This is a genomic window from Actinomyces sp. oral taxon 171 str. F0337 (assembly GCF_005696555.1).
GTDB lineage: Bacteria > Actinomycetota > Actinomycetes > Actinomycetales > Actinomycetaceae > Actinomyces > Actinomyces oris_E.
The window spans coordinates 1,255,866-1,268,298 of sequence record NZ_CP040005.1; the positions used below are offsets into that span (position 1 = coordinate 1,255,866).

Annotated in this window: 11 protein-coding genes and 1 pseudogene; 8 read left to right on the top strand and 4 right to left on the bottom strand. The window is 65.1% G+C overall.

Annotated features, from left to right (window positions below):
- The first annotated feature begins 73 nt into the window (after window positions 1–73).
- Window positions 74–1,186 (top strand): molecular chaperone DnaJ, encoded by a 1,113-nt coding sequence (dnaJ, locus tag FBF36_RS05585; RefSeq protein WP_009397527.1) that lies wholly within the window; start codon window positions 74–76, stop codon window positions 1,184–1,186.
- 58 nt (window positions 1,187–1,244) lie between these two features.
- Here the strand turns inward: dnaJ and FBF36_RS05590 are convergent, their stop codons facing one another.
- Complete coding sequence (locus tag FBF36_RS05590) at window positions 1,245–2,063, bottom strand: YggS family pyridoxal phosphate-dependent enzyme (protein WP_192574997.1); 819 nt, start codon at window positions 2,061–2,063, stop codon at window positions 1,245–1,247.
- A 60-nt stretch (window positions 2,064–2,123) separates the two neighbouring features.
- On the opposite strand from FBF36_RS05590, the gene FBF36_RS05595 reads away from it, so the two are divergent.
- Window positions 2,124–2,936: a 16S rRNA (uracil(1498)-N(3))-methyltransferase gene (locus FBF36_RS05595; RefSeq protein WP_009397525.1), complete on the top strand. Its 813-nt coding sequence runs from the start codon at window positions 2,124–2,126 to the stop codon at window positions 2,934–2,936.
- An 84-nt stretch (window positions 2,937–3,020) separates the two neighbouring features.
- On the opposite strand, the gene FBF36_RS05600 is transcribed toward FBF36_RS05595, so the two are convergent.
- Window positions 3,021–3,290 (bottom strand): ribbon-helix-helix protein, CopG family, encoded by a 270-nt coding sequence (locus FBF36_RS05600; protein ID WP_009397524.1) that lies wholly within the window; start codon window positions 3,288–3,290, stop codon window positions 3,021–3,023.
- A gap of 392 nt (window positions 3,291–3,682) precedes the next feature.
- Here FBF36_RS05600 and FBF36_RS05605 point away from each other — a divergent pair, with 392 nt between their 5' ends.
- The 4 genes and pseudogenes from FBF36_RS05605 to FBF36_RS05620 all read left to right on the top strand — a co-directional run bounded on the left by FBF36_RS05605 (window position 3,683) and on the right by FBF36_RS05620 (window position 6,892).
- Window positions 3,683–4,300: a TetR/AcrR family transcriptional regulator gene (locus FBF36_RS05605; RefSeq protein WP_009397523.1), complete on the top strand. Its 618-nt coding sequence runs from the start codon at window positions 3,683–3,685 to the stop codon at window positions 4,298–4,300.
- A 54-nt stretch (window positions 4,301–4,354) separates the two neighbouring features.
- The gene (locus tag FBF36_RS05610; RefSeq protein ID WP_009397522.1) at window positions 4,355–5,188 is read left to right on the top strand and encodes an ABC transporter ATP-binding protein; all 834 of its coding nucleotides are present in this window, start codon (window positions 4,355–4,357) and stop codon (window positions 5,186–5,188) included.
- A pseudogene (locus FBF36_RS05615) lies at window positions 5,188–5,933 on the top strand (ABC transporter permease). The gene FBF36_RS05610 and the pseudogene FBF36_RS05615 overlap by 1 nt, the downstream one beginning before the upstream one ends.
- A gap of 86 nt (window positions 5,934–6,019) precedes the next feature.
- Entirely contained in the window at window positions 6,020–6,892 is an 873-nt protein-coding gene (locus FBF36_RS05620) for an EamA family transporter (RefSeq protein WP_009397518.1), read from the top strand.
- A 335-nt stretch (window positions 6,893–7,227) separates the two neighbouring features.
- Here FBF36_RS05620 and FBF36_RS05625 read toward each other — a convergent pair whose 3' ends face one another.
- Together FBF36_RS05625 and FBF36_RS05630 are read right to left on the bottom strand one after the other, a co-directional pair.
- The gene (locus tag FBF36_RS05625; protein WP_009397516.1) at window positions 7,228–8,949 is read right to left on the bottom strand and encodes a pentapeptide repeat-containing protein; all 1,722 of its coding nucleotides are present in this window, start codon (window positions 8,947–8,949) and stop codon (window positions 7,228–7,230) included.
- Complete coding sequence (locus FBF36_RS05630; RefSeq protein ID WP_009397514.1) at window positions 8,946–10,514, bottom strand: helix-turn-helix domain-containing protein; 1,569 nt, start codon at window positions 10,512–10,514, stop codon at window positions 8,946–8,948. The genes FBF36_RS05625 and FBF36_RS05630 overlap by 4 nt, the downstream gene beginning before the upstream one ends.
- Before the next feature lie 245 nt (window positions 10,515–10,759).
- Between FBF36_RS05630 and FBF36_RS05640 the strand changes: the two genes are divergently transcribed.
- Both FBF36_RS05640 and ybeY read left to right on the top strand, forming a co-directional pair.
- Window positions 10,760–11,983, top strand: coding sequence for a PhoH family protein (locus tag FBF36_RS05640; protein WP_225792476.1), 1,224 nt, complete (start codon window positions 10,760–10,762; stop codon window positions 11,981–11,983).
- Window positions 11,973–12,431 (top strand): rRNA maturation RNase YbeY, encoded by a 459-nt coding sequence (gene ybeY, locus FBF36_RS05645; RefSeq protein WP_009233916.1) that lies wholly within the window; start codon window positions 11,973–11,975, stop codon window positions 12,429–12,431. Before FBF36_RS05640 ends, ybeY begins: the two co-directional genes overlap by 11 nt.
- Window positions 12,432–12,433 lie beyond the last annotated feature (2 nt).

Consider the following 12,433-nt stretch of genomic DNA (forward strand, 5'->3'; position numbering starts at 1 on the left):
GCCCCACAGCGGCCCGGTCGAGCACGCCACCAGACATCCACCGCAGAAGTCGTAGCCGTAAAGGAAGAACGCAGTGAGCAACTACTACGAGGTCCTCGGCGTCAGCCGCGACGCCAGCCCCGAGGAGATCAAGAGGGCCTACCGCAAGAAGGCCCGCCAGCTGCACCCCGACGTCGCCGGCCCCGGCCACGAGGAGGAGTTCAAGGAGGTCTCCACCGCCTACGAGGTCCTCTCCGACGCCGACAAGCGCCAGATGTACGACCTGGGCGGGGAGGACGCCGTGCGAGGCGGCGGCGGGTTCGCCGGCGCCGACTTCGGAGACCTGGGCGGCATCTTCCAGTCCTTCTTCGGCGGGGGAGCGGCCAGCCGTGGACCTGCCTCCCGGGCCCGACGTGGCCAGGACTCGCTCGTGGCCGTGGACGTGGAGCTCTCCGATGTCGCCTTCGGGGCCACCCGATCAGTTCCCATCGACACCTACGTCACCTGCACCGCCTGCGAGGGCTCCTGCTGCGCTCCCGGCACCGAACCGGTCACCTGCTCCCAGTGCAACGGGATCGGCAACGTCCAGCGCATGACCCGCACCCTGCTGGGGCAGGTGATGACCTCCTCACCCTGCCCGGGCTGCCAGGGCTACGGCACCGTCATCGTCACCCCCTGCAAGGACTGCTCGGGTGAGGGCCGCACCCGTGTGCGCCAGGACCTGGAGGTCTCCATCCCCGCCGGGGTGTCCACCGGGACCCGTATCCGCATGTCGGGGCGCGGCGAGGCCGGCCCGGCCGGCGGCCCCAACGGCGACCTCTACCTGGAGATCCACGAGAAGCCGCACGAGTTCCTCGAGCGCGACGGCGACGACCTCTACACCGAGCTGCGCGTACCCATGACCGCGGCCGCCCTGGGCGCCGTCTTCCCGCTGCAGACCCTCGACGGCGAGCAGAACGTCACCGTCAAGGCCGGCAGCCAGCCCGGCGACGAGGTGGTCCTCGACGGCCTGGGCGTGGGGCGCCTGCGCCGCAAGGGCCGCGGGGACCTGCACGTGTCCATCATCGTGGAGACCCCTACGCACCTGGACGACCGCCAGCGCGAGCTGCTGGCCGAGCTGGCCCGCCTGCGCGGGGAGGACGACGTCGAGCCCGTACGCGACTCCAGCGTCATGGGCAAGCTCAAGGAGCGCTTCTCCGGGCGCTGAGCGCCACCAGGGCGGGGTGGCAGGCCGCGGTCCGGGCCCGCGGTCTGTAGTCCGCTGTTCAGCTGCTGGCCCGCGGCTGGTCGGCCTGAGACGACTCGGGCCAGTAGTAGGAGTCGGGGGTGGCCCGGGTCCCGAAGATCGCCTGGCCCACCCGCACGCAGGTGGAGCCGCCCTCGATGGCGGCCTCGAAGTCCCCGCTCATCCCCATTGACAGCAGCCCGTCGCCGACGGTGCCCGCCTGAAGTGCGGCGTCGCGCAGCCGACGCATGATGCTGAAGCACTCACGCACGCGCACCTCATCGCTGGTGTTGGCGGCCAGGGTCATGAGCCCGCGCACCCGCAGCGAGGAGTAGGCCGGGAGCGCCGCAAGGAAGTCGGCGACGTCATCCGGCTCCAGCCCGAACTTGCTGGGCTCGCCCGAGGAGTTGACCTGCACGTAGACGTCCAGGCCCCGCCCGGCCGCCTGGAGGCGCCGGTCGAGGGCTTCGGCCAGGCGCAGGGAGTCCAGGGCCTGGAACTCGTCGGCGAAGGCGGCCACGTTCTTGGCCTTGTTCGTCTGCAGGTGGCCGATGACTGACCAGGAGATGCCCAGGTCCGCCAGGTTCTCACTCTTGCGTTGGGCCTCCTGGACCTTGTTCTCACCCATCTGGGTGATGCCCGCGGCGAAGGCGGCGCGTAGGCGCTCCTCGGGGACGGTCTTGGAGACCGGCAGCAGGCGGATCTCGGCGGCATCGCGGCCAGCGCGCTCGGCGGCGGTGTCGATGCGGGCACGGACGGCATCCAGGTTGCGGCGGAAGTCCTCCACCGTGACTGCGGTGGTGTAAGAGGGGGCCGGAGACGACTGAGGGGAACGGGCGGCTGAAGGAGACTCGGTCATAGTCACCGACGCTAGCACCGCCGGGGGACACCGGTTCAATGCGGGCCGTAGGCTGGGAGCGTGACCGCACCTGTCTTCCTCTTCACCCCCGAGACCATTGAGCCCACCGACGCCGTCGCATCGGCTGGGGCCGGAACCGTCCTCATGCTCACCGGTCCCGAGGCCCGCCATGCTGTGACCGTCAAGCGCCTACGTGCCCAGGAGCGCGTGGACCTTGTTGACGGCGCGGGCCTGCGCCTGCTGTGCGAAGTGACCGGGGCCGGCGTCGGCGGCGCCAAGGACTGCCTGGCCGTGCGGATCCTGGAGCGCGTTGAGGAACCCGCGCCGTTGCTGCGGCTGACCCTCGTTCAGGCCCTGGCCAAGGGCGGGCGCGACGAGCAGGCCGTGGAGACCGCCACCGAGGTCGGAGCGGGGCTGGTGCTGCCCTGGCAGTCCGAGCGCTGCGTGTCCGTGTGGCAGGGTGTCAAGCAGGCCAAGGGGCGCCAGCGCTGGCAGGCCACCGCCCTCCAGGCCGCCAAGCAGGCGCGGCGGGCCCGCATGCCCGAGGTCGAGGAGGTGCGGGACACCCGCAGGCTGGCCGACTGGGTGGAGCAGACGGTTCGCGATGGGGGAGTGGTGCTGGTCCTGCACGAGGAGGCCAGCACTCCGATCAGCACCGCGATGGAGTCGGTGCGCCTGCCCGCGCCCGGAGAGGCGCCGCTGGTGCTGGCCGTCGTCGTGGGGCCCGAGGGCGGTATCAGCCCTGAGGAGACAGCGGCTCTGGAGGCCGCCGGGGCGATGACAGTGCGGCTGGGCCCCCACGTCATGCGCACCGCCTCAGCCGGCCCCGTCGCCCTGGCCGTCCTCGCCCACGCCAGCGGCCTGTGGGAGTGAGGTGATGGCGACGATCTTTGTGGAGATCGGAGGAGCTGAGTTGGCTGGCTGACGAGCGTGGCATCAGCATGGACGCTGCTTGCTTCAGGCAAGCGCTCGTTCGAGTGCTTCTCGCATGAACTGACTGCGAGTTTCGCCCTGTGCCTCAGCCCTACGGTCCAGTGCGTCTCGATGTGAGCGTGGCACTTTGAAGGCGATGGTGACAAGATCCTCGTCCGAGAGTCGAGGCCTGCCTGGAGAAACAATGAACTCTCCTGGAGTACCGGGATACTCTCCTCGTTCTGCTGCCTCACCAAGTCGCTCGATCTCGTCGTCAGTGAGCGTGGCTCCACTCTTCGTCTTATAGGTGCTCATGTGCTCTCCCTTCTGACCTGTAGTTCCTGAGCCATCTTGTCGGTGAGTCTCATGGCGTGAAAAATCAGTAGGCTGCCATCGTCGAGTTCCACTCCAACCATCTCGAGCAGCCGTCCATGAGAGTCTGCTCCGGCTGCTGCGTAGTACTCAGGTGGGTCATAGTTTCTTCGGCGGACTGCGATGGCGCTGCGCCAGGCGGACTCAACGTCTGCGACCTGTATGTCAGGGTGGCGGCGGGTGATGCGAGGATGAACAGTGATCCTGTCCAACATCCGCACAACCCCCTGCCGACATGTTTTGTTAGACAAAATTCTAACATGTCGTGTTGTGGGGGTGCTTCCCAACGGGGTGGCTCGCGGGCATGCTCTGACTATGAGCGAGACGAGTGAGCGATGAGCCCGCGGGGGCGGCGGCCGGCGGGGAGCCCGGACACGCGTGAGGCGATCCTGGCGGCGGCTCGCACCGCCTTCGCCCGCGACGGCTACCAGACCTCCCTGCGCGGCATCGCGCGCGACGCCGGCGTCGACCCGGCTCTGGTCCACCACTACTTCCCGGACCGCGCCACGCTTTTCGCCAAGGCCGTCATCGAGTCGACCGCCGGGATCGACGCCAACCTCACACACCGGGCCGCAGGTATTACCGAGCTCGAGCCCGAGCAGCTGGGGGAGGGAATCGTGCGTGCCGTCATCAGCCTGTGGGATGAGGCGGGGGCGGACCGCTTCACCGCAGTCATCCACGCCGCGCTCGGCCAGGGGGGCCGTGTCGAGCCCTTCCGCGACTTCATCGCCATCGGCGTTCTCTCGCCGATCGTCACCCACTTCTGTCCTGACCGCCCCCAGCTGCGAGCCCAGCTCATCGCCAGCCAGATCATCGGACTCGGCCTGGCCCGCTGGGTCGCCCGCATGGACCACATCGCCTCCCTCGACGCCGAAGCTCTGGTTGCGCTTGTCGGCCCCACCATCCAGCGCTACGCCTTCGACGACCTGCCCGACGTCGCCAATCCAGCCTGAGAACACCCGAACCAGCCTCTGGACAGGGGGTTACCATCGACCTATATTCATCACATGATGAAAATCGATGGAGGAGGCGGGCCCCGGGAGTCGGGGGCCGGCAACCAATCGCACGACTCCAGTCGAGACATCACGTCCTTCGCCGCCTCGGCTCAGTCGGCCGTCACCGCGATGGACCTGCGCGTGACCCGCGGGCGCAAGGAGATCCTCCACGGCCTGGACCTGAACCTGGCGCCCGGCACCATCACCGGCCTGCTCGGCCCCTCGGGCTGCGGTAAGACCACCCTCATGCGCACCATCGTCGGCGTCCAGCGCTACCGCGGGCAGCTCGAGGTTCTTGGGCACGCCCCGGGTGCCGCCGCCGTGCGCGGCCGGTTCGGCTACGTCACTCAGGGCCAGGCCGTCTACAGAGACCTGACCGCCCGCCAGAACCTGCGCTACTTCGCCTCCCTGGTCGGCAGCCGGGCCCGCGATCTGGATGAGGTCCTCGACGTCGTCGGGTTGACCGCCCTGGCGGACCGGCCCGTGTCCACCTACTCCGGCGGCGAGGCCGGGCGCGTGAGCCTGGCCTGCGCGCTCGTGGCCGACCCTGACCTGCTTGTCATGGACGAGCCGACCGTCGGCCTGGACCCGGTCACCCGCGAGGAGCTGTGGAGCACCTTCCACGCCCTGGCCGAGCGCGGCGCCACCCTCTTGGTCTCCAGTCACGTCATGGACGAGGTCTTCCGCTGCGACCAGGTCCTCCTCATGCGCCAGGGCCGCATCCTGGCCGCCACCACGGCCACGGACCTCCTGGCCAGCACCGGGGCGGACACGGTCGACGCCGCCTTCCTGGCCGTCATCGCCGGCTCCGAGAACCGACCCGAGCAGAAGGGAAGGCAGCGTTGATGCACCTGCGCACCTACCTGGCCACCACCCGCCGCATCCTCACCCAGCTGCGCGCTGACCAGCGCACGGTCGGCCTCATCGCGATCGTGCCTGCGGCGCTGCTGACTCTCCTGTACTTCGTCTACCGCGACTACCCCGGCGCGGACCTGCTGTTCAACCACATCGCCGTTTCCATGATGGCGATCCTGCCGACGACGGTCATGTTCCTGGTCACCAGCGTCGCCATGCTGCGCGAGCGCGTGAGTGGGACCCTGAGCGGTTGTGGACCACTCCGATCCACCGGGCCGACCTCCTGTTCGGCTACGCCACCGCCTTCGCGCTGACCGCCATTATCCAGTCCCTCATCCTGTGCTCCGTGGCTGCCTGGGGTCTGGACGTGGACATCTCCGCCTCCTGGGGATGGGTGGTGCTCACCGCGCTGGTTAACGCCTTCGTCGGGGTGTCCCTGGGGCTGCTGGTCTCGGCCTTCGCGCGCACCGAGTTCCAGGCCGTCCAGTTCATGCCGGTGGTCATCGCACCCCAGCTCTTCCTGTGCGGGCTCCTGGTCAGACGCGACCAGCTGCCGCGTGCCCTGGAGGTGGTCGGTGACGCCCTGCCCATGAGCTGGGCGGTCGACGCCGTCACCGAGCTAACCACGGCCAGCGAACCCTCCGACGATTTCTTCCGATACCTGGCCTACCTGGTCTGCTTCGGCCTGGTGGTCCTGGGTGTGGCGGCCTCCACCGTGCCGCGCAAGACCCGCTGACTGGGAGGAGCCAGCAACGGGAAGCGAGAAGGTGAGGTCTTTCGTACCCGCCGTGCGGCGGTGCCAGGCGGGGTTAGGGTTGCCTGATGTGGATCGTCTTCGCCTGCGGCTCAGCGCTTTTTGCTGGCATCACGGCCGTCCTGGCCAAGGAGGGGATCCGCACCACGGACTCGACCGTGGCGACGGCGCTGCGCACCGTTGTGGTGCTGGCAGGCGCCTGGGGCATGGTGTCTATCGTTGGCTCGCAGGCCGAACTGGCCCACCTCGATGCCCGCAGCACTGGGCTGCTGGTGCTCTCGGGGCTCGCGACCGGGGCCTCGTGGTTGTGCTACTTCAAGGCGCTCCAGCTCGGCAGCGTCAGCAAGGTCGTGCCGATCGACAAGCTGAGCACGGTGCTGACGGTGCTGCTGGCCCTCATCTTCCTGGGGGAGAGGGTGAGCCTCATCGGTGCGCTCGGGGTTGTGCTCATCGCGGTCGGGACGTTGTTGATGCTCGACGCCGATGACCTGCGCGGCCTGCCCCGGGCCGTGCGCGACGGCGGGGGCTGGCTGCTCTATGCACTCGGCTCAGCTTTCTTCGCCGCGCTCACCGCGATCCTCGGTAAGGCCGGCATCACCGGGGTGGAGTCCAACCTCGGTACCGCAATCCGTACCGGGGTGGTCCTGGTGATGGCCTGGGTGATGGTTGCTGTGACCGGGAAGCTCCGGGAGGTCCGTGCCGTGCCGCGCGGGGAGCTCGGCTTCGTCCTGGCCTCCGGGGCTGCAACCTGTGCCTCCTGGCTCTGCTACTACCGGGCGCTCCAGGACGGACCCGCCAGCGTGGTGGTCCCCATCGACAAGCTGAGCGTGCTCGTGACCGTCCTCTTCTCCGCCCTCGTCCTGCGGGAGGCCGTCAGCAGACGGTACCTCGTCGGGCTGGCGCTGCTCGTTGGTGGGACTCTCGCGATGGTGGTTCTCTGAGCTTCGCCCAGTAGAAGTCTTGGCACCAAGGGCGAAAGGGCACTTGAACCGATCACTAAGACGATTTTACCTGGCGCTTGGACTTTGCACATAATGACTCAATTTTGTGAATTTACATACTCGCTGACTGGTAAAGTTATTTTGGAAATATAGGTTGCCATGCTCATGTGGGCGATAACCGTTTCGATGAGACTTATTCACAGGACTAGTTGACGCCGGCATCTGCGCAGGTCACAGCACCTTCGACGGATGCTGTGAATAAGCCTCGATGTGTGGGTGCGAGTAGACTGACAGGTAGGCAATTGCGGCGTTGACTGTTGTTCTACTTGTGCGGTTTAGCCTACTTCGTCGCGTTGATCACTGTCCTCGACATTGTCGGCATCATCAGGACAGTCCGGCTTTTCGGAAGAACCTTGGTGATGTCTGTCGGCCGAAACTGCGGAGTCTTCATCTTCAAAATTAGCCCACTGAGAACCTTCAGGGAGCCCGTCGTTTTGTCTTAAATTGGAAGGGAGGGTTATTTGATCTGTCGATTTTAGGTTTATGTTGAAGTGTGTATTTTGAAAATTGGGCATTTTGTCGAAGGTTGCATGCCGGAAAAATGCGTCCATCTTGAAAACTGTACTCCCTGAGTGTTCGTCTCCCGCAAAATCTGCTTCCTGAGCAAAATGAGTCGTCTCAAAATCTGCTCGCTGCAGAAATATCGTAGTGCTTTCCGTAAGAGGGTTTCCTCCAAATTTGGCATCTTGAGCAAACTTGGCCTCCCTAAAATCTGCACGCCCCTCGAAAACTGTTCCCTGGAAATTTCCTGTTTCAAACGTTGCGTAATTAAATAGCGCAGGGCCTTTGAATGTGGCGCCTTCCCCTAGCCATCTACTGCCATTGCTGCTCCAAATGCCGCTTCCAAAATTTGCGTCGCGTTTAAATGCGGTGCCCTGAAAAATCGCACGGCTTTTGAAAGTGCAGCCATTAAAATGGGCGCTATCCTCAAAAATGGATCCGTTTGGTTGTGGACCAACAATTCTCGCCCCAAAATTGGCGTCTCTCATGAATGTGGCATCCTGAAAACTAGCTTCCAGCTCAAAGTGTGCTCCTTTTTCTGTTAGTTTGGCTCCGAAATTGGCATCACCTTTGAATATGGTGTTCATAAAGCTAACTAAACCAAAAGTAGTTCCTTGGAAATCAACGTCTCCCTTAAAGTCGGCATCGTCAAAACTTGTGGTCCACCCGAAAGTTGTGCGTTGAAAGTTGGCGTTCTGCGTAAATTTGGTGCCTTGGAAGCTGGCGGCCTGTGTGAAGGTGCACTCTAAGAAGGCGATTTTTTTTGAAAACCGCGCTCCGGAGGCGTTGATTTCGCCGATGTAAACATTCATGAAGACGGCTGTTTCTGTGATACATGCATCATGGAGATCTAGATAGCAGTGACTCCAGGGGCCTGCGCTGTTTTCTTCTGAGTTGTTATATTTACGTGAAAGATGGAGGTGGTTCGTCAGTACGAAAAGGATGGTGGATTCGACCGCTCCGTCTGTGCTGAGGGGTTGGTCAGGGTTGGGTGTTCCGTCCTCGTTGGTGGCGTACCGCGTGTCTCCGTTTGTGTCTTTGAGGAGTCTGTCGGTGCGCAGGTAGCCGCAGAGGATGTCGACAACGCGTTGGTGATAGGGGCCTTTGTAGGTGTCGGCCACGTCGGCCAGTGCGTAAACTCCGGCGATGCGCACCTGCGGAGAAGGGTCTCCCAGTTGCTGAACCGCACGAATGAGCTTGTCATCCGCTTCGCCGCGTTCGAGAGCTGCGCGTTCACGATACTTGATGACGAGGTAGCCAACAGCGCCGACACCGCCTAAAGCTGTCAAAGTAACTTTGATGCGATCCAAAGGGTCGTGAGTCGCACCAATGCTCCACCCTGAGAGAAGGCGAGGCCATCCATCACCATGCCCCCACGCCGCGCTTAGTAGCGTGTAGGCAATCATAGCTATGAAGACCCATGCAACGATTGCGTGGAACAATCCACTTTTGTGACGCCGTGACTTGAACTGCATCCACCGGACGTTGACGCTCATTTTGCATCTCCGGAGAGTCTGTTGAGATAGGTGCGTCCGGCGTCGGTGATTCGGTAGCGCTGGAGGCGGCTCGTGGGCTTGTCCGGGATCGTTCGTTCAACGAGCCCTGCTTCGATCAGCGGCTCAACATGGCGCTGAAATGCGCGCGTCTGGTTCGTAATACCCAGCGCGTTCATGATCTCTGCCCTGCTTGCTGTTGCTGTTTCCATCTGATGGAGAACAGTCAACTCGTCCGGCGTCAGAGCGGTAGTTGGTGTGCTTGGCGCTCCGTCTTGCTGCTCCGACTTAGTGCCTCGACTTGGTGCCTTGGTGTCGCGACTTAGTGCCTCGACTTGGTGCCTTGGTGCTTCGACTTGGTGCTCCGACTTAGTGCCTCGATCTAGTGACTCACCGTGTTCCCTGGCATCGGCAGGGTTGTGGCTGAGCACGTGGATCGTAACCCGCACGCGGTCGATGACCTCCTCGATGGTGGGCTCGGGCAAGCCGGCCTGAGCCACCTGCTCGAAGACGCGCTGGATGCCCGTGCCCCACTGCTCCATGATTCCGGCTTCACGGAAGATGCGCGCCAGTGCGGGGTTGCGCAGTCGGGACACCCGCCGCATGGTGTCGACGGTCATACCGGGGAGGAGTAGCCCGGGGCTGTCAATCTGGACTCGGTCGTCGTAGAAGCCGACACGGATCGGGGTGCTGCTCTCAGCGTAGGAGGCGTGAACGAGGGCGTTGACGATGACCTCGCGGATCGGCTCCACGGGGATGGAGTAGACATCGCGGCGGCGCACTTCTCCGAAGACGGCGGTCTTGTAAGCGTGCTTCAGCAAGAAGTCCATGGCCTGGTCAACGGCCAACGGCATCGGACCGTGAATCTCAATCTGGTCGAAGATGTCCGTGCCGTGGGGACCACGCAACCGGCCGCACTGAACCCAGGCGGATGGCAGGAAGCGCGTGGGGTCGGGGCAGGCGCTGAGAATCCCGGCGTAGGTCGGAACGATCTGATCTCCTTGTCTTGCTGCAAGGCCGAGCGCCAACAGGTCATCCGTGTCGGTGGCGCGGCCGCGCAGCTCTGCCAGAGTGCTCAGATCCAGGTCAGTCAGGGCCGCACGCGGCTCGGGCAGGTTCTCAAAAGCGATACCGTGAGCGTTGCGTTGGAGCTCGGCAACCAATGCCGGATCAGCCTGGCGAGTGGAGGAACCGAGACGCACGTAGACGCCCGCTTCCGGCCCCTGCCGGGTGATGTAGTGGGGGCGTCGGGTGCTCAGAGGAACATCGACGACGAGAACAGTCTTGTCGGCGAGCGGGACAAGGTCGATGGCGGGAACCAGCTGCGGCGAGATCCAGTCATCGATGAGACTGACGACGCGCTCCTCCTCAGCGAGCGGGTCCTCAACACCGACCACGGTGCCATCATCCGCGATCCCGATGACGAGGCGACCACCCGCGGAGTTCGCGAAGGCTGTGATGGTGCGCAGTGGCCCAGTGGGTGAGCTGAGATCCCGCTTGAACTCCAGAGTCTTGCCTTCGCGGTCAACGAGTCGGCCGTCATTTCCAAGGGTGAGGTAGTCAGTCATACGAATCCTCGAAAGACATTACTGGTGTGGGTGCCGCCCGCGATTCGGGGCCCTGGGCCGACTGCAACAACACTAGCCGATCCGAGACGGAGAGTCGGGATCAGATGTGACGTACCGGAAGAATGTCGAGAGGCCCAGCAGATCCGGATGACGATTAGGGCGGCATGATGTGGCTGCAGAGTGCGCGCGGCCCAGGACGCCGTGCCCTCGGCGTCTCCGGGGCCGATCATCTAGGATCGACCGTGATGACGACACCGCCCACCGCAGCAGCCGGTTCGCCGGCGATGACCTCCTCAGCCGATAGCCCCTTGAACCCAGCAGGTCCCGCATCCCCGGCCGTCTCAACAATCGACTCGGTTGCCGCCCACTCCACTTCCACCACCCCCGACTCCACCGTGGTTCGCACCCTTACCCTGCCCGAGGACGTCGCTCCGGTGACCCTCCTGGGCGCCCGGGACGAGGTCCTGCGCGCCATTGAGAAGGGCTTCACTGACGTCGACATCCACGTGCGCGGCACTGCCGTCACCGTCTCCGGCCCCGCCGCCCGCGTCGACACCGTCGTCGTCCTGCTCTCCGAGCTCATTGACGTTGCCCGCACCGGTACGCCCCTGACTGCTGACGCCGTCGAGCGCGCCGTCGGCCTGCTGGAGACCGCTGCCCGCCCCACCGAGGTCCTCACCGACGACATCCTCACCTCCCACGGCCGCACCATCCGCCCCAAGTCACTCGGCCAGAAGGCCTACACCGACGCCATCGAGGAATCCACCATCACCTTCGGCATCGGCCCCGCCGGCACCGGCAAGACCTACCTGGCCATGGCCAAGGCCGTCGACGCCCTGGCCCGCAAGCGCGTCTCGCGCATCATCCTCACCCGCCCCGCCGTCGAGGCCGGCGAGAACCTCGGCTTCCTGCCCGGCAGCCTCACCGACAAGATCGACCCCTACCTGCGGCCCCTCTACGACGCCCTCCACGACATGCTCGAGCCCGAGGCCCTGCCCCGCCTCATGGCCGCCGGCACCATCGAGGTCGCGCCCCTGGCCTACATGCGCGGACGCACCCTCAACGACGCCTTCGTCATCCTCGACGAGGCCCAGAACACCAGCCCCGAGCAGATGAAGATGTTCCTCACCCGCCTCGGCTTCGGCTCACGCATGGTCGTCACCGGAGACATCTCCCAGGTCGACCTGCCCGGCGGACGCGAGTCCGGCCTCATCGTCGTGCGCAGGATCCTCGCCGGAGTCGAGGGCATCAGCTTCTGCGAGCTCGGATCGGCCGACGTCGTGCGCCACCGCCTCGTGGGCCGCATTATCGAGGCCTACGCCCGCCACGACGCCGAGGCCGCCGCCCAGGACGCCGCCGCCCGACCCGCCGGACCGCCTGGCCGCAGCGGCCGCAACAGCCAGTACCGTCGGGGGAGCAGCAACCGCCCCGCCCGGCCTTACTCGGAGAGGAACCCGCATGACCACTGAGGTCATCAACGAGACCACCACCGTCATCGACGCCGCCGAGTTCGCGGACCTCGCCGACCACGTCCTGACCGCCATGCACGTCAGCCCCGCCGCCGAGCTCAACATCATGTTCATCGACCCCGAGCCCATGGAAGAGCTCCACGTGCGCTGGCTTGACCTGCCCGGCCCCACCGACGTCATGAGCTTCCCCATGGACGAGCTGCGCCCCGGCTCAGCCGACTCGCCCACCCCCGCCGGCACCCTGGGCGACATCGTCCTGTGCCCGCAGGTCGCCGCCAAGCAGGCCCTTGCCGCCGGCCACTCAGCCGTCGAGGAGATGCTCCTGCTCACCGTCCACGGCATCCTCCACCTCCTGGGCTACGACCACGCCGAGCCCGAGGAGAAGAAGGAGATGTTCGACCTCCAGCGCCGCCTCCTGCTGACCTTCCTGGCCGAGCGCGGCAAGTGAGA

Coding starts and splice junctions, on each gene's coding strand:
- FBF36_RS05610 (WP_009397522.1), top strand. CDS start 4,355: ATGATGAAAATCGATGGAGGAGGCGGGCCCCGGGAGTCGGGGGCCGGC.
- FBF36_RS05590 (WP_192574997.1), bottom strand. CDS start 2,063: ATGACCGAGTCTCCTTCAGCCGCCCGTTCCCCTCAGTCGTCTCCGGCC.
- ybeY (WP_009233916.1), top strand. CDS start 11,973: ATGACCACTGAGGTCATCAACGAGACCACCACCGTCATCGACGCCGCC.
- FBF36_RS05630 (WP_009397514.1), bottom strand. CDS start 10,514: ATGACTGACTACCTCACCCTTGGAAATGACGGCCGACTCGTTGACCGC.
- FBF36_RS05605 (WP_009397523.1), top strand. CDS start 3,683: ATGAGCCCGCGGGGGCGGCGGCCGGCGGGGAGCCCGGACACGCGTGAG.
- FBF36_RS05625 (WP_009397516.1), bottom strand. CDS start 8,949: ATGAGCGTCAACGTCCGGTGGATGCAGTTCAAGTCACGGCGTCACAAA.
- FBF36_RS05620 (WP_009397518.1), top strand. CDS start 6,020: ATGTGGATCGTCTTCGCCTGCGGCTCAGCGCTTTTTGCTGGCATCACG.
- FBF36_RS05600 (WP_009397524.1), bottom strand. CDS start 3,290: ATGAGCACCTATAAGACGAAGAGTGGAGCCACGCTCACTGACGACGAG.
- FBF36_RS05640 (WP_225792476.1), top strand. CDS start 10,760: ATGACGACACCGCCCACCGCAGCAGCCGGTTCGCCGGCGATGACCTCC.